This is a genomic window from Pelagerythrobacter rhizovicinus (genome assembly GCF_004135625.1).
GTDB lineage: Bacteria > Pseudomonadota > Alphaproteobacteria > Sphingomonadales > Sphingomonadaceae > Pelagerythrobacter > Pelagerythrobacter rhizovicinus.
This window is the reverse complement of sequence record NZ_SDPV01000002.1, coordinates 899,646-914,961: the sequence shown is the minus strand read 5'-3', so window position 1 is coordinate 914,961 and position 15,316 is coordinate 899,646. Positions and strand designations below refer to the sequence as shown.

Here is a 15,316-nt window from a genome sequence, read left to right as displayed (position 1 = left end):
TGTCGGGTCCCCCGCGGCTCCGCCGGCTCAGTCGGTTACCGAGCCAGATTGCGATTCACTGCCGGGAATCTCCGCATCCTGTGCGGGGATGTCAACGGTCCTCGTCGATTGCGGCACCGGATCGGGATCGCGATCCCAGTCGAACCACTTGCCTTCGACGCGCTCGTAATTGAGCTGCGGGTCGTAGAGCAGGCCGTCGCCGTCGAGCCCGAGATCGCGCGCTTCGGCGCGACCCATGGCGGCGAGCAGGCTGAACCCTGCGACATAGGCGTTGCGCCGCGCGGTCACGAGGTCAACCTGGGCGTTCAACAGTTCCTGCTCGGCATTGAGCACGTCGAGGATGGTGCGATTGCCGATCGAATTTTCCGCCCGCACGCCTTCGAGGCTCAGTTCGGCGGCCGAGACGGCGGCCTGCGAGCTCTCGATGATCGCCAGCGAGGCCTGCCAGCTCGAGTAGGCGGCGCGGACTTGCGCGATTACGTCGCGCTCGGCGGCGATGATGTCCTCCAGCGCGGCCGAGGCGCGTGCCTGCGCCTGCCGCTGCAGCGCCGCGGGGCGCCCGCCCTGAAAGATCGGGATCGAGATCGAGACCCCCGCCTGCGCGCCCGAGGACGACTGCGACACGTCCTCGCTCGGAAGCGTCGGATCGTCCACGACCGCACCGCCCACCGTGCCGAGATAGTTGTCGTAAGTGTAGCCGGTAAACAGCGAAACGCGCGGCAGACGGCCCGCCCCGGCGACTTCGATATCGTACCCGGCAGCTTCGGCACGCTCCCGCGCCGCGATGAGGTCGGGATTGTTCTCCAGCGCCACCGCCACGGCTTCGTCGGCGGTGCTCGGGAGCCCCGGTAACGGCGGGGGCGGCTGCAGATCGGTTGGCGCCTGACCGACGAGCGCGATATAATCCTCACGTGCGGCGATCAGGTTCGCCTGTGCCGCCCGCAGGTCGCTTTGCGCAACCGCAAGACGCGCTTCGGATTGCGCCACGTCGGTGCGCGTCAGATCGCCGATCTCGAACCGGTCGCTGGTCGCCTGCAGGTTGGTCGACAGCACGTCGACCTGATTGGCCGCCAGCCCGACGATCGCCTCGTTGCGGATCACGTCCATGTAAGCGGCGACGACCTGGCTGAACACGGCCGATTCGGTGCCGCGCAGCTCGGCCTGGCCGGCCTGAACCCGCTCCTCGGCCGCGCGCACCGCGTTCTTTACGGCGCCGCCCGAATAGATCGGTACGCCGAGTTCGACGCCGAGATTCACCGCACGCTCGGGCGCGGTGAAGTCGGCCGAACTCTGCTTGAGGAATTCGGTGTACCGTCCGGTCGCGCCGATGTCGGGGCGTCCGGCGGACTTTTCGATCGGGACGTTCTCGTCGGTCGCGCGCTGCTGCGCGCGCGCCGCCTGCAAGGTCGGATTGCCGCGATAGGCCTCGACCAGCGCCTCGCGCAGCGTGTCGGCGCTGGCTGGCGCAGCGACGAGCGTCGCCCCGGCCAGCAGGGCCAGCTTCGCCCCCCTCCCCCCCATTGTCAGAAGCTCCACCGTTTCGGGGCGTCGAACTGCCTCATGCGCGGGATGCCGATCTCCGCCAGGCGGAGCCAGCCGATCGCGCCGCCGGCCGGCCGGCCGATCGCGAGTCGCGTCACACCGCTGGAGACGAGACCGGTCACGACGCGCCCGTCCTCGGCGAGGCGGCGGCCCAGCGTATCGGGGAACTGCTCGACCGCGCCGTCGATCAGGATCAGCGAGAATGTTCCGCGCAGCGAACCCAGCGCTTGCTCGGGCGTGATCACCTTGACCGACTTCACGAGCGGCTCCAGCAGCGCAGGCAGATATCCGCTGCCGCCATCGACCACGAGAACCTCGTCGCTCGGTCCGGGGCGCGCTTCCTGCAAGGCCATCCCGTAGAACAGCGGTGCGGCAATGTGCCCACCACCGTCGAAGGCGATCCCGCGATCCATGTAGGCGACCCCGCGCGCGCCTTCCGGAACGTGCGCCTCGCGCGCCACGGCGCTCATCCGCTCGAGCACGAAGGCGGTGTTGACGCCGCTTGTCCGGAGCTGGCTGTCGATCATCGCGCGCCTGGCGGCAGCGAAGTCGGCCTCAACGGCGCTGGTCTGGGCGGTGCGGGTTTCGGCAAGTGTCATGTGGGCCTCGGCGCGCTGTATTACACGCTTAATACAGTTGGTCAATCGGGCATGGCTTTAGGCGTATCGCCCCGCCCGGCCAAGCGCTTTGACGCTAGGCACCGCCCGCGCCTATGGGATTCGCCAATCGATAGGAAGGAACCTGGCTTCGATGAGCGACTTTGATGGGCGGCCCCTCGTAACGATCCGCGAGGGGGACCTGATCGAGAGCGTGGCGGACGCGCTCCAGTACATCTCCTACTACCATCCGATGGACTATATCCGCGCGCTCGGCGCAGCCTACGAGGCAGAGCAAGGCCCGGCCGCGAAAGACGCGATCGCGCAGATCCTGACCAACAGCCGCATGTGCGCCGAAGGGCACCGGCCGATCTGCCAGGACACGGGAATCGTCAACGTCTTCGTCAAATGGGGGCAGGACTGCCGCCTCGATTCGGCCAGGAGCCTGCAGGAGGTCGTCGACGAGGGCGTTCGGCGGGCCTACACCCACCCGGACAACAAACTGCGCGCCTCGATCCTTGCCGATCCGGCCTTCACCCGCCGCAACACCCGCGACAACACGCCCTGCGTTCTCTCGGTCGAGATGGTGCCGGGCGACAAGGTCGAGATCGACGTCGCGGCCAAGGGTGGCGGCAGCGAGAACAAGTCGAAGTTCAAGATGATGAACCCGAGCGACAATATTGTCGCGTGGGTGCTCGAGCAGATCCCCTCGATGGGCGCCGGCTGGTGCCCCCCGGGAATGCTCGGGATCGGCATCGGCGGCACGGCCGAACACTGCGTCAAGCTCGCCAAGCAGAGCCTGATGGAGCCGATCGACATGGCGCAGCTCAAGGCGCGCGGGCCTCAGACCGACATCGAGCGGCTGCGGATCGAGATCTACGACGCGGTCAACGCGCAGGGTGTCGGTGCGCAGGGGCTCGGCGGGCTATCGACCGTGCTCGACGTGAAGATCTACGACGCCCCGTGCCACGCGGCCGGGAAGCCGGTGGCGATGATCCCGAACTGCGCCGCCACGCGCCACGCGCATTTCGTGCTCGACGGCTCCGGGCCGACCTATCTCGAGCCGCCGAAGCTCGACGAATGGCCCGATGTGCATTGGAAGCCCGATGCCTCCGCCCGGCGCGTGAATCTCGACACCCTCACCAAGGAAGAGGTGGAGAGCTGGCAGCATGGCGGCCGGCTGCTGCTTTCCGGGAAGATGCTCACCGGCCGCGATGCCGCGCACAAGCGCATCCAGGACATGCTGGCGAAGGGCGAGGAGCTGCCGGTCGATTTCCGCGGCCGCGCGATCTACTATGTCGGCCCGGTCGATCCGGTCCTGGGCGAGGTCGTCGGCCCCGCCGGCCCGACCACCGCGACGCGGATGGACAAGTTCACCGAGATGATGCTCGACCTCGGCCTGCTCGCGATGATCGGCAAGGCCGAGCGCGGGCACGACGCGGTTCAGGTGATCAGCCGCTTCAAGGTCGCCTACCTGATGGCGACCGGCGGCGCGGCCTATCTCGTCGCGCGCGCGATCAAGGACGCCAAGGTCGTCGCGTTCGAGGATCTCGGCATGGAAGCGATCTACGAATTCACGGTCGAGGACATGCCGGTGACAGTCGCGGTCGATGCGCAGGGCAACAATGTCCATACACTTGCGCCCGCGCAGTGGAAGGAGCGGATCGCACGCGAAGGGCTGCTCGAAAGCGCGTGAACGCTGTTCGACGAAGCGTCGAGGCGTTCCGACGACCGCGCTGGTTAGACGGCACCGGTCGCAGCTAGAGCGAAAAGTCTGGATCATGGCTCGTCAGATATTTTCCGAAGCCCGCACCCGCGTGCCGGTCGTCACCGTCCTCGCCTCGATGGTTGGGCTGTGGTTGTGCTATTTCCTGCTCACCACCGTGCGGGCCGGGATCGTGGGGCTCGAACCGCAAGAGGAAATGCTCTGGCGTCGCGGGGTGGTGACTCTCGTCGGCATCGGAATGACGGTGCTGTTGTGGGCCATTCTGCGCCTGTTCGACGATCGCGCGCTGTGGGTGAAGATCCTGGCAGCGGTGCTCGTGGCGATTCCGATCTCGGTGCCAATCGCGCAGACCAATCAATGGATCTTCGCCGACATCCAAAGGCAGGTCGAAAGGAGCTTCGGCGAGGAGCGCGGGATCAACATACGCCGCGACGAGGCGGGCAACCTGCTGGTCGACATCCCGCCCGAGCGTTTTCGCGACCTCACCGGCCTCGGCGTCAGTAGCGATCAGGTTACCCCCGGTGCGCCGACGAGCGTGATGATCGCACCCGCCCCGACGCGGCTCGATCAGTGGTTGCAGGTCGTCGACATCGCGCTGGGTCGCTATTTCCTGTTGCTCGCCTGGGCCTCGCTCTATTTCGCGATGCTGGCAGGTGCCCAGGCGCGGGCGGCCGAGCGGCGCGAGGAGCGATTTCGCAGCGCGGCGAAGGCGGCCGAGCTCCGCTCCCTGCGCTACCAGGTCAATCCGCACTTCCTGTTCAACACCCTGAACTCGCTTTCTGCGCTCGTGATGACCGGCAAGACCGAGCGGGCGGAGACGATGATCCAGTCGATCTCCAGCTTCTATCGCCACAGCCTTGCCGACGATCCGACCGGCGATGTCGCGCTTGCCGACGAGTTCGAGCTGCAGCGCCAGTATCTGGCGATCGAGTCGGTTCGCTTTCCCGACCGGCTCGAAGCGGTGTTCGACCTTCCCCAAGATCTCGCCGAAGCGCGCGTACCGGGCATGATCCTGCAACCGCTGGTGGAGAACTCCGTCAAATACGCCGTCGCGCCGCACAAGGTCCCGGTGACGATCCGTGTCGCTGCCCGCGAGGATTACGGAAGGCTCGCGATCACGGTCGAGGACAACGGGCCCGGCGCATCGCACGCCTGCGATTCGGGCTTCGGCATCGGTCTCGCGAACGTCCGCGACCGACTGCAGGCGCGCTTCGGCAACGAAGCTGCCGTGACCTCCGGTCCGGTCGACGGCGGCTATCTCACCGAAATCCGCATTCCGCTGGTGAACCATGGCTGACGAATCCGAGACAAACCCGCTGCGCACCTTGATCGTCGACGATGAGCCGCTTGCAGTCGAACGCATGCAGGTGATCTGCGCCAAGCTGCCGCAACTTGCCGTGGTCGGTACGGCCAGCGACGGGGCGGCCGCGCTGCGCCTGATCGATGCGCTGACACCCGATCTCGTGCTGCTCGACATGACGATGCCGGAGGTCGACGGTCTGGCCGTCGCGCGCAAGCTCGCAGGGCGCGAGCGGCGCCCTGCGGTGATCTTCGTCACCGCCCACGATCACTTCGCGGTCGAGGCATTCGATCTCGACGCTGTCGACTACGTTCTCAAGCCTGTTGCGCGCGATCGGCTGGCGCGCGCCATCGAACGCGCCGTCTCGCGCGGTGCGCGCCCGTCGCGTGCGGAGAGCCGCTGGCTGAAGGAACTTTGGGTGCCACACCGTTCCGAACTGCTGCGGGTCGACGTCGACCAGGTTCACCGGATCGACGCGGAGCGCGACTACGTGCGGCTCCACCTCGGCGATCGCAGCTATCTGCTGCTGCAGACCATTGCAGGCCTGGAGGAGCGGCTCGATCCGGCCGAGTTCATCCGCATTCACCGCTCCACGATTCTGCGCAAGGATCGCATTCGCGGCCTGCGCCACGACGGCCTCGGCGTATGGTCGGCCGAACTGGAAGACGGCGAGGCGCTGCGGATCGGGCGGACCTACTTGCCCAAGGTCAAGGCAATGGCGGGCCGATAGATACTGGAAAACGAAGTCGGCCCGGACCGGGGGACTGGACCGGTCCGGGCCGAAGCAGCGGCTGTGGAGTGTTTCAGCCGCCTAGCCGCTGCCTGTCGACGATGGCAGCGAATTGGGTCTGAACCTGCTTTTTCATTTCGGCGTAGCACTGCCGAGATTCGCCGGAGATGATGCGTGAGCCGGTCCTGGGGTTCATCGCGCAGAAATCGCGGACGGCCTTCTCGATGCGGAGGTCGAGCGTCTTCTGCCCCTCCGCGGTGGCGAGATTCAGGTCCTGGTAGGGGATGGACAGGCTTTCCGCGAAAGCCGGGGTGGCGGCGGCGCCGAGAACGGCGGCGGCGGTCAGGGCGACAAGGTGGCGCTTCATGGTTCGTGTCCTCCATCTTGCGAGGGGCCTGTTGGGGGAGAAGGCCCGCTCGCAAGATCGACAGATACGCCTGCTTGGCGCCGTTCGCGCGCGTCCATCGACTGCGTGCCGCCACCCGTCGACCGGCGATGCGCCCGCCCGACCGATACACCGAACCGCCCGACGAACCGCGTTTGGCAAGCGACGGGCGCTGGTGCATGGTGCGGCGATGGCCGTGATCTTCATCTTCATTCTGGGGGTTGGAAACTTCGCGATGCACAAGGCGGTGCTCGAGAGCGGCCATCCGCTGCTGGGCCGGATGCCCTGGTTCGTGCATATGCTGGGCGGACGGATCACGCTGGTGACCGAGTTCCTCGTGCTGCTCGCGGCCATGCTGCTGGTCGCCAACGGCTGGCCTTCGCTGGCCTGGGCCTATCTGCTCTACACCGGACTCAATATCGCTTCCGCCTGGCTGATACTGAGCGGCCGGGTCTAGGCGCTGGAACGCTGGGCGACTTCCGGCGCTATTCCGCCATGATGCGAATGCGCTCCCTCTGGCTGATCGCCAATCGGGCAAGCGGCAGCAACAGTCCCGCCGCTATCGAGGCGCTGGAGACGTGCTGCGGCGACAATGGTTTCACGCTCGAGCGGCGCATCGCATTCCCTGACGAATCGCTGCCGGATGCAGCCGCGCTCGATGCCGCGGGGATCGATACCCTGGCGGTCTACGCAGGCGACGGAACGGTGAATGCCGCGGTGACCGGTCTCTACGGCTGGGGCGGTGCCATTCTGGTCCTGCCGGGCGGAACGATGAACCTCCTCGCCCGGCGGCTGCACGGCGACGCCCCTGCGGAGGAGATTGTCGCGCGAGCCGGCGCCGGGGCCGCGCGGCGCGTGCGGCCGCCGATCGCGCGCACGGACTACGGCGATGCCCTGGCCGGACTGCTCGCCGGTCCCGGCACGTCCTGGTATGCCGTGCGCGAGGCGCTGCGCGACGTCGACATCGCGGAGATGGCAGAAAGCGCGGGGGAAGCTCTCGCGGAAACCACCGGCGGCTCGATGCTGCGCTGCGCCGAACCGCGCCTGGGCCGCGAAGACGGCTATCCGCTGATCGAAGTCACCCCCGGCGCTTGGGGCCTGCAGCTCGATGCCTATCATGCCGAGAACGCGGGTGAATTCCTCCAGCAGGGTTGGGCGCTTCTGCGCCGCCAGTTCCGCGAGGGGCCGCACGATCGGCTCGGGCTCGTCGATCGCGTCGCGGTTGCCGATCTCGACGGCCGGCCGATCGGCCTGCTGATCGATGGCGAACACGCGCAGGGGCGGCCGCGCGAGGAATTCGCCGTGGCCGCGTGCGAGGTCGATCTGCTAGCGACGCAGAATGGCTGCTGAGAAAACGCTCCTCTTTCATGTGAGCGACATTCACTTCGGGCTCGAGGACAACCGCGCCCTCGATTGGGTGAAGCAGGAGATCGTCGAACGCCGACCCGATGCGGTCGCGATCACGGGCGACCTGACGATGCGCGCCCGGACGCGCGAGTTCGACGCCGCATGCCACTGGATCAAGTCGCTCGACGTGCCGGTAACGGTCGAGGTCGGCAATCACGACCTGCCGTATTTCAATCTCGTCGAACGGTTCTTCCAGCCGTACCGCCGCATCCGCGGCATCGCAGACCGGGTCGAGCGGGAAATCGATCTGCCGGGTCTCGCGATCGTGCCGCTCAAGACGGCGGTACGCGCGCAGCCGCGCTTGAACTGGTCGAAAGGCTGGGTCAGCCGCCGTGCATTGAGAAGGTGTCTGGCTGCGCTCGATGGCCTGCCCGAAGGTGTGCAGGCGCTGGTCGCTTGCCACCATCCGCTACGCGAGGTCGGAACTGCGGGCACGGCGCTGACGAGGGGCGGGAGCAAGGCGCTCGCGGAACTCGCTCGGCGGCCGGTGCTGGCCGTACTGAGTGGGCACGTCCACGACGCGTTCGACATCGTCGAGGAAACGCCGAACGGGCCCGTTCGCATGATCGGCGCCGGGACATTGTCGAAGCGCACGCGTTCGACGCCGCCCAGCTTCAATGAGTTGACGTGGAACGGCACCGCCCTGCACGTGCGCGTCCGCAACCTCGAAGACGTGCGGACGCGCGACATGCAGATCGACGACGTGCCTGAGGATGCACGGCCCCCGCGCCAGCCGGGCGAGCCGGTCGCGCCCGTACGGCAGATCCCGCGCACCGACCCACCGGTGCACTGAGGCCGGCGCGCGACTAGCGCTCGCCGAGCGCCTCGAGCACGCTATCCCACCGCACGAGCTTGAAGTTCTGAGCCTCCGGCTCGTTCATGCCGTCCTGCGCGATGAACAGGCCTGCCGGGAACTCGGGGCCGAAGTCGCCGAGCTTGAGATCGATGCCATCGGTCTCCTCGGCGCTGCCGACACGGCCGGCCGCGATCCGGAAGCGGCCGACCGGCTCCATTCCGGGCAGCCGGAACACGGCGTAGGCATTGTCGCCTTGGCTCGACGCGACCAGAAGCCCGCCGCGGTCGCCCTCGGGCACGATGGCCAAGCCTTCGACATCGGCGACCAGCATGGCGTTGTCGACCCGCGCGACCAGTTCGCCCGCCCGCTCCTCGGGCGTCCCGTCCATGCGGAAGCGCCAGATGCCCGCCATCTCCTCGCCGACGTAGAGCGTGCCGTCGCGCGGATCGACCACACAGCCCTCCGGCTGCGAAGCCAACTCGTGCCGGAACACGGTCTCGACCGTGGCGTTGCCGCCGTTCCAGCGCAGCGCCTGGCCGTGGAGCGAGCCCTCCTTGACCGGCGAATAGAGCATGACGTCGGCACCATCGCGCCCCGGCCCCATGCAGAAGCCGTAGCCTTCTCCGGGTCCGACATCGATCGTGGTCACATGGCGCAGCTCGCCGCGCCTTGTGTCGAGGGTGAACAGCGCCACCTTGGCATTGGCGGGATCGGTTCGCTCGCTGGCACCCACGAGCACGGTGCCGTCGGCAAGCTCGAAGATATCGACGTTGTTGAGCCGGCCACCGGGGAGAAAGTGGTGGGCCAGACCATCCAGTCCATAGACGTAGAGCCCGGCTTTCTTGTCGGTCGCGACGATCAGGCTCGCCGCCGGGTCTTCGGCATTGCGCCATATCGCGGGATCGTCCGCGGCATCCGCATTCGCAGTGCCGACCGGGTGGGTCTCGGCGGACGCAGTGACCTCGACCGCGGGATCGCCCATGATCGGCGTGGTCGCACAACCGCTTACAATGGCAAGAACTGCAGCGAGCGGAAGAAGCTTGGAAAGGTTTTTCATCAAAAGTTCACCCTCGCCCCGAATTTCATGGTCCAGCTGTATTCTTCGTACTGGTAGAGATTCCTGCGCCCGCCATAGGTGTTGTAGGCGAAGTACTTGGCGTTGTTGATGTTCACCCATTCATAGAAGAGCTGAACGTTGTCGCTGACGCGGTACTTAGCGCTGAGATCGAGCTGGAAGTGGTCGTCGACCAGGCGATCTTCCTGGGCGTCGTCGCCCAGCTCGTCGAGATAGGAGTCGCGATAGGTGCCTGCGAGACGCAAGCTGATGGGGCCCTTTTCGTATCCCAGGGCGACATTGGCCGTGTGTTTCGAGGTCGCTGGCAGCGTGATCTCGCGCAGGTCCATGGGATCGCCGTCGTTCGGGACGAGCCCGGTCGCGTCGGTATAGGTATAGTTCGCCTGCATCAGCAGCCCGTCGAGCGGCGCCGGCAGCATGTCGAACTTCTGCGCGACCGAAAGCTCGACGCCGAAGACTTCCGCGCTCTCGCCGTTGATCGGAATCGTCGCCTCGTCGAACTCGATCCCCTGATAGACATCGTCCTCGCGCACGGTGTCGACGATGAAGTTCTTGATGTCCTTGTAGAACACCGCCGCGGTGATTGCCCCGTTGCCGGAGAAGTACCATTCGGCCGAAGCATCGAGGTTCCACGCCTCGTAGGGCAGCAGGTCGGGATTGCCGAACTCGCCCTCGCGCTCACCGTCGTCGTTCTCCTCCACGACGAAGCGCGGGGCGAGCTTGGACAGCTTGGGCCGCATCAAGCTGCGATAGCCGGCGGCGCGCAGCACCAGGTCGGGCACCGGCTCGTAACGGATGGTGAGGCTGGGCAGCCAGTGCTCGTAGTCACGCTCGTACGTGACCGGGGAGACGGTTACGGCCTCGTCTTCCACCAGCAGGACTTCGTTGCCGGTGATGTCGTTCTTGGTCCGCTCGTAGCGGACGCCGCCGATCACCCGCAGCGTGGCGCTGTCCCAGCGGCCGAGCAGGTAGCCGGCAAGAATGTCTTCAGTGACCGAATAGTCCTCCACTGCACTATCGAAATCACTGTCGAGCGGGACCAGTGTGAAATCGCCGGGATTGCCGAACAGGAGGTCACGCGCGCCGTGATAGTTCGGGACCGGCGAGATGTCGGTGAGGCGGTAGGTCTGCTCGCCGAGAACGTCAGCCAGCGTCAGATCGTCATTCTCGAAATAGCGCGCCTCTAGGTTGTAGCTCTTGTCGCGCCAGCGCGCCTTGGCGCCGCCCTGCACGGTGAACGTGCCGCCGTCGGTGACGAACTCGCGGCCAAGGTCGAACTTGGCGGCGAACTCTTCGTCCTGCGAGTTGGAAAGAGCGGTAACGGTGATGTCGTCGAGCTCATATTCGAGGGGATCGAAGAAGGCCGCGGCGTTCGACCCGCTGACCGAATAGAGCGGCTTGCGCGGATCGGAATAGTCGACGCCGACAGCCAGACCGCTTTCCTCGAAGCCTGCCTCGAAATTGGCCGGATCGACCGAGCCGTCCTCGTTCTCGGTCGACTTGGCCCAGCTCGCCGAATAGCTGGCCTTCCAGTCACCGGTGTCGGTCTCGCCGCCGAGGACGATCGAGCGGATGCGCTGCGTCTCGAAACGGTCCTTGATCGAGCGCTGCACCTCGATCTCGCCGTCGGCGTCGTCGAACTCGACGCTCGTTCCGCTGCCCGAGCTCGGCGCTTCGCCGAACTTCAGCGAGACCTCACGGCGATATTCCTGGTCGTCGAACTGGCTGTAGAGGCCGCGCAGGTAGAGCTCGGTCGTGTCGCTCAGCCGCAGGTCGAAGTTGAGATTGGCGCTGATCCGCTCCCGCTCCACGTCGTAGTCGCGGTAGTTGACTTCCTCGGCGTAGATCAGCCCGTCGTCGTCGTCCCAGCCGTCGGCCTCGATGTTGTCGGTCTCGAACTTGCGCTTGTAGTACGATGCGCCGCCGGACACGCCGAAGTTGTCGCTCAGCTTGGCGGCGAAATCGATGCTGCCCTTGGGCGAGACGTGGTCGGCGTAGTCGTTGTAGCTACCCTCGATCTTGGCAGTGAGCAGGTCCTTCTTGCGGTCGAAGGCGCTGGTCGTCTCGATTTCGATCGAGGCGCCGATCGTGTCCGCATCCATGTCGGGTGTCAGCGACTTCTTGATCTCGATCGATTCGATGATGTCGCTCGATATGACGTCGAGCGCGACCGAGCGGACGTCCGATTCCGGGGCCGGCAGGCGCACGCCGTTGAGCGAGGTTGCGTTGAGCTCCGGATCGAGTCCCCGAATCGAGACAAAGCGGCCCTCGCCCTGGTCGTTGAGCACGTTGACGCCAGGCAGGCGACGCAGCGACTCGGCGACGTTCTGGTCGGGGAACTGGCCGATCGCGTCGCGCGTCAGCACGTCGCTCACGCCGTCGTTCCCGCGCTTGCGCGACAGGGCGCTCGCGAGATTGGCGCTCTGGCCGACGACCAGGATCTCGCGCGCGTCGTCGCCGCCGATCAGCACGTCGGTGCGGACGTAGCCGTCTGCCGGAACGCTCACGGTCTGGCGGACGCTCGGCGCGCCGACATAGTTGACTTCGAGGGTGTATTCACCGGCCGGCACGTCGGGAAAGGCAAAGCTGCCGTCTCGCTCGGTCGTCGCGACTCTATCCAGTTCGATAAGCCGCACTTGCGCGGCCTGCAGGGCGATCGTCTCGCTCGCGTCGTAGACGCCGCCGACGAGGTCGCCGGCCGAGGCCGGACTTGCCATCGCGGCCGCCAGTACCATGCTGGCGGATGAAAGCAGATAGCACTTGCGGCTGAACATTTCTCTTGCCCTCCTGAACCGTGTTGGAGGGGCCGCTAGGGTGCGCGCGTTACACGCGCGTGGCAGTCGTATGACGGAACGATGATTGCCGGAACAATCCGGGGCCGATTCGAGTCAGGCGGCCGGGCGGCTGGTTGCGGCGAGGCCGAGAATGGCGCGTGCGATCTCACGCTCACCCATGATCACGTGGTCGACGCCGAGCCGTTGGAGATAGTCGACCTCCTCGTCCGAATGGGCGCGCGCGAAGATGACGACCCCGGGATTCAGACGCCGCGCGTGCGCGGCGATCGCTCCGCCCTCGAAGCCCTCGGGAATCGCGATGATCAGCTTGGACGCCTGCTGGATGCCCGCCTCGTCGAGGACGTGCGGATTGGTCGCGTTGCCGATCACGACCTCTCGCCCGGCCGCCTCCGCCGCACGCGCGAAGTCTACCTGCTCTTCGATGACGACCAGCGCCCGGCCGCGGTGCGCGGCGCCTTCCGCAATCAGTCTCCCGACGCGGCCGTGCCCGACGAGGATCACGTGCTCGCGCCGTTCGCGCTGGCGGGCGTCCTCGCGCTCCCGCGCGTCCGCCTCTTCGCGCCGCTTCACCTCGCCGAGACGCCCCGCGACAAGTGTGAAGATCAGCGGATTGAAGAGAATCGAGAAGATCGCGCCGGCGAGAATCAGGTCGCGGCCTTCCGGCGGCAGGATGCCGAGCTGCATTCCCAAGCCCGCCAGGATGAATGAGAACTCGCCGATCTGGGCGAGGCTTCCTGCAACGGTCAACGCAATGTTGTTGTCGTGCCCGAACGCCCGCACGATGCCATAGGCAGCGAGTGATTTTCCGATCACGATGATAGCGACCGTGGCGACAACCGGCCCGGGCTGCTCCACCATCACCGAGGGGTCGAACAGCATGCCGACCGAGACGAAGAACAGTACCGCGAATGCGTCGCGCAGGGGCAGAGTCTCTTCCGCGGCGCGACGGCTCAACTGCGTCTCGCCCAGGATCATGCCGGCGAAGAAGGCGCCGAGTGCGAAGGAGACGTCGAACACATAGGCCGCGCCCAGCGCGACGCCCAGCGCGATCGACAGCACGGCCAGGCGGAAGAGTTCGCGCGATCCGGTGTGCGCGGTCCAATGCAGCGCCGCCGGGATGACCCGCCGGGCCACGATCAGCATGAAGGCGAGGAAGCCGCCAACCTTGAGCACGGTAAGTGCAAGGGCAGTCAGCAGGCCGCTGCCGCTTGCGCCTTCGCCCGGCTCCCCTTCGAACATGCCGGCCATGGCGGGGAGCAGGACCAGCGCGAGGATCATCGCCAGGTCCTCGACGATCAGCCAGCCGACCGCGATCCGTCCGCGATCGGTCTCGACCAGGTTCCGGGCCTGGAGTGCGCGCAGCAGCACGACGGTGCTCGCAACCGACAGCGCGAGGCCGAAGACCAGCCCCGCCGCGACCGACCAGCCGAGGTAGAGCGCGAGCCCAAGCCCGAGTGCGGTCGCCACTGCGATCTGAATCACCGCGCCGGGCACGGCGATGTTCTTCACGGAGAGCAGGTCGCGGAGCGAGAAGTGCAGCCCGACCCCGAACATCAGCAGCATTACGCCGAGCTCCGCCAGCTCGTTGGCCAGCGCGATGTCGGCGACAAAGCCGGGTGTGAAGGGGCCGACGATCACACCTGCGAGGAGATACCCCGCCACCGGAGAGACGCGCAGCTTGTGCGCCAGCGCCCCCATCAGGAACGCGACGACGAAACCTGCGACGATCGTGCCCATGAGCGGCGCGTGATGCGGCATGCAGTCTCCTCGGCTTGCCTTCCGACACTCTTGCAGGAGCGAAGGCCGGTCAATCCAAAGGTGCCGATCGGATACAAAAAGGGCGGCCCCTCGCGGGACCGCCCTTCCGTTTGTCTGCGTTCAGGAAGGCGTTAGCGCTTCGAGAACTGGAAGCTGCGGCGAGCCTTGGCGCGGCCGTACTTCTTGCGCTCGACCACGCGGCTGTCGCGGGTGAGGAAGCCGGCGGCCTTGACCGTGGAGCGCAGCGCCGGCTCATACTTTGCGAGCGCCTGTGAGATGCCGTGCTTCACGGCGCCCGCCTGGCCCGAAAGTCCGCCGCCCTTGACCGTCGCGACGACGTCGAACTGGTCCGCGCGATCGGTGATCGCGAAGGGCTGGTTGATGATCAGGCGCAGCGTCGGCCGTGCGAAGTAGGTTTCCTGGTCGCGGCCGTTGATGGTGATCGTGCCCTTGCCCGGCTTGATCCACACGCGGGCCACGGCGTCCTTGCGGCGGCCGGTGGCGTAGGCGCGGCCTTGCTGATCGAGCTCCTGCTCGCGCAGCGGCGCGGTGCTTTCGGCGACAGTCGCCGCATCGCTTTCAGGGGCGTCGCCGGCGATGTTCTTCAGGTCCGACAGGTCGGACACGGTGTTCTTCTCGTCAGCCATCAGGCGGTAACCTTGTTCTTGCGGTTCATGGAGGCGACGTCGAGCACTTCGGGCTGCTGCCCGTCGTGCGGGTGCTCGGTGCCGGCATAGAGGTGCAGCGCCTTCATCTGCTGACGGCCAAGGGGGCCGCGCGGAATCATGCGCTCGACAGCCTTTTCGAGCACACGCTCGGGGAAGCGGCCTTCGAGCACCTTGGCCGGGGTCGTTTCCTTGATCCCGCCGGCATAGCCGGTGTGCTTGTAGTACTTCTTGTCGCCCAGCTTGTTACCGGTGAACCGCACCTTGTCGGCGTTGATCACGATCACGTGATCGCCGCAGTCGACATGCGGAGTATAGCTCGGCTTGTGCTTGCCGCGCAGGATATTGGCGACGATCGCGGCGAGGCGGCCGACGACCAGGCCCTCGGCATCGATCAGGTGCCATTTCTTCTCGACCTCGGCCGGCTTGATCGACCGGGTGCTCTTGTGGAGCGCCTTCATGGCTTCAATTCCTTCGAAATGTCTCTCACCGCGAATCCACATGAGAGCGGGCGCGGGAGCGGCGCATTTGTCGTCGGACC

14 protein-coding genes are annotated in these 15,316 nt (G+C 66.5%); 6 read left to right on the top strand and 8 right to left on the bottom strand.

Features of this window, described 5'->3' with window-relative positions:
- Positions 1-27: 27 nt before the first annotated feature.
- Positions 28-1,521 (bottom strand): TolC family outer membrane protein, encoded by a 1,494-nt coding sequence (locus tag ETX26_RS12270; protein WP_129524955.1) that lies wholly within the window; start codon positions 1,519-1,521, stop codon positions 28-30.
- 2 nt (positions 1,522-1,523) lie between these two features.
- Positions 1,524-2,141, bottom strand: coding sequence for a protein-L-isoaspartate O-methyltransferase family protein (locus ETX26_RS12265; RefSeq protein WP_129524954.1), 618 nt, complete (start codon positions 2,139-2,141; stop codon positions 1,524-1,526).
- Positions 2,142-2,292: 151 nt separating this feature from the next.
- On the opposite strand from ETX26_RS12265, the gene ETX26_RS12260 reads away from it, so the two are divergent.
- The 3 genes from ETX26_RS12260 (at position 2,293) to ETX26_RS12250 (ending at position 5,894) form a co-directional block, all read left to right on the top strand.
- The gene (locus ETX26_RS12260; protein WP_129524953.1) at positions 2,293-3,834 is read left to right on the top strand and encodes a fumarate hydratase; all 1,542 of its coding nucleotides are present in this window, start codon (positions 2,293-2,295) and stop codon (positions 3,832-3,834) included.
- An 85-nt stretch (positions 3,835-3,919) separates the two neighbouring features.
- Complete coding sequence (locus ETX26_RS12255; RefSeq protein WP_129524952.1) at positions 3,920-5,161, top strand: sensor histidine kinase; 1,242 nt, start codon at positions 3,920-3,922, stop codon at positions 5,159-5,161.
- On the top strand, positions 5,154-5,894 hold the full coding sequence (locus ETX26_RS12250; protein ID WP_129524951.1) for a LytR/AlgR family response regulator transcription factor: 741 nt from the start codon (positions 5,154-5,156) through the stop codon (positions 5,892-5,894). The genes ETX26_RS12255 and ETX26_RS12250 overlap by 8 nt, the downstream gene beginning before the upstream one ends.
- A 73-nt stretch (positions 5,895-5,967) precedes the next feature.
- Here ETX26_RS12250 and ETX26_RS14360 read toward each other — a convergent pair whose 3' ends face one another.
- Complete coding sequence (locus tag ETX26_RS14360; protein WP_165271766.1) at positions 5,968-6,261, bottom strand: UrcA family protein; 294 nt, start codon at positions 6,259-6,261, stop codon at positions 5,968-5,970.
- Between the two features lie 208 nt (positions 6,262-6,469).
- Here ETX26_RS14360 and ETX26_RS12240 point away from each other — a divergent pair, with 208 nt between their 5' ends.
- From ETX26_RS12240 to ETX26_RS12230, 3 genes are read left to right on the top strand one after another with little or no spacing between them, the layout of a single operon-like run.
- The gene (locus ETX26_RS12240) at positions 6,470-6,736 is read left to right on the top strand and encodes a hypothetical protein (RefSeq protein ID WP_129524949.1); all 267 of its coding nucleotides are present in this window, start codon (positions 6,470-6,472) and stop codon (positions 6,734-6,736) included.
- Positions 6,737-6,783: 47 nt separating this feature from the next.
- Positions 6,784-7,629: a diacylglycerol kinase family protein gene (locus tag ETX26_RS12235; protein WP_165271765.1), complete on the top strand. Its 846-nt coding sequence runs from the start codon at positions 6,784-6,786 to the stop codon at positions 7,627-7,629.
- On the top strand, positions 7,619-8,479 hold the full coding sequence (locus ETX26_RS12230) for a metallophosphoesterase family protein (RefSeq protein WP_129524947.1): 861 nt from the start codon (positions 7,619-7,621) through the stop codon (positions 8,477-8,479). The genes ETX26_RS12235 and ETX26_RS12230 overlap by 11 nt, the downstream gene beginning before the upstream one ends.
- A 13-nt stretch (positions 8,480-8,492) precedes the next feature.
- On the opposite strand, the gene ETX26_RS12225 is transcribed toward ETX26_RS12230, so the two are convergent.
- From ETX26_RS12225 to rplM, 5 genes are all read right to left on the bottom strand, one after another.
- Positions 8,493-9,464: a phytase gene (locus ETX26_RS12225; RefSeq protein ID WP_263853393.1), complete on the bottom strand. Its 972-nt coding sequence runs from the start codon at positions 9,462-9,464 to the stop codon at positions 8,493-8,495.
- A gap of 74 nt (positions 9,465-9,538) precedes the next feature.
- Positions 9,539-12,331: a TonB-dependent receptor gene (locus tag ETX26_RS12220; protein WP_225425760.1), complete on the bottom strand. Its 2,793-nt coding sequence runs from the start codon at positions 12,329-12,331 to the stop codon at positions 9,539-9,541.
- 114 nt (positions 12,332-12,445) lie between these two features.
- Positions 12,446-14,110: a YbaL family putative K(+) efflux transporter gene (gene ybaL / locus ETX26_RS12215; RefSeq protein WP_129524945.1), complete on the bottom strand. Its 1,665-nt coding sequence runs from the start codon at positions 14,108-14,110 to the stop codon at positions 12,446-12,448.
- 131 nt (positions 14,111-14,241) lie between these two features.
- Entirely contained in the window at positions 14,242-14,757 is a 516-nt protein-coding gene (gene rpsI, locus ETX26_RS12210) for a 30S ribosomal protein S9 (protein ID WP_129524944.1), read from the bottom strand.
- Positions 14,757-15,236: a 50S ribosomal protein L13 gene (rplM, locus tag ETX26_RS12205; RefSeq protein ID WP_129524943.1), complete on the bottom strand. Its 480-nt coding sequence runs from the start codon at positions 15,234-15,236 to the stop codon at positions 14,757-14,759. Before rplM ends, rpsI begins: the two co-directional genes overlap by 1 nt.
- Positions 15,237-15,316: the final 80 nt, after the last annotated feature.

Bases quoted from the DNA above. Each gene is read 5' to 3' on its own strand.
- ETX26_RS12265 (WP_129524954.1), bottom strand. From the start codon at position 2,141: ATGACACTTGCCGAAACCCGCACCGCCCAGACCAGCGCCGTTGAGGCC.
- ETX26_RS12255 (WP_129524952.1), top strand. From the start codon at position 3,920: ATGGCTCGTCAGATATTTTCCGAAGCCCGCACCCGCGTGCCGGTCGTC.
- ETX26_RS14360 (WP_165271766.1), bottom strand. From the start codon at position 6,261: ATGAAGCGCCACCTTGTCGCCCTGACCGCCGCCGCCGTTCTCGGCGCC.
- ETX26_RS12220 (WP_225425760.1), bottom strand. From the start codon at position 12,331: ATGTTCAGCCGCAAGTGCTATCTGCTTTCATCCGCCAGCATGGTACTG.
- ETX26_RS12225 (WP_263853393.1), bottom strand. From the start codon at position 9,464: ATGGGCGATCCCGCGGTCGAGGTCACTGCGTCCGCCGAGACCCACCCG.
- ETX26_RS12235 (WP_165271765.1), top strand. From the start codon at position 6,784: ATGCGCTCCCTCTGGCTGATCGCCAATCGGGCAAGCGGCAGCAACAGT.
- ybaL (WP_129524945.1), bottom strand. From the start codon at position 14,110: ATGCCGCATCACGCGCCGCTCATGGGCACGATCGTCGCAGGTTTCGTC.
- ETX26_RS12270 (WP_129524955.1), bottom strand. From the start codon at position 1,521: ATGGGGGGGAGGGGGGCGAAGCTGGCCCTGCTGGCCGGGGCGACGCTC.
- ETX26_RS12240 (WP_129524949.1), top strand. From the start codon at position 6,470: ATGGCCGTGATCTTCATCTTCATTCTGGGGGTTGGAAACTTCGCGATG.
- rplM (WP_129524943.1), bottom strand. From the start codon at position 15,236: ATGAAGGCGCTCCACAAGAGCACCCGGTCGATCAAGCCGGCCGAGGTC.
- ETX26_RS12250 (WP_129524951.1), top strand. From the start codon at position 5,154: ATGGCTGACGAATCCGAGACAAACCCGCTGCGCACCTTGATCGTCGAC.
- ETX26_RS12230 (WP_129524947.1), top strand. From the start codon at position 7,619: ATGGCTGCTGAGAAAACGCTCCTCTTTCATGTGAGCGACATTCACTTC.
- ETX26_RS12260 (WP_129524953.1), top strand. From the start codon at position 2,293: ATGAGCGACTTTGATGGGCGGCCCCTCGTAACGATCCGCGAGGGGGAC.
- rpsI (WP_129524944.1), bottom strand. From the start codon at position 14,757: ATGGCTGACGAGAAGAACACCGTGTCCGACCTGTCGGACCTGAAGAAC.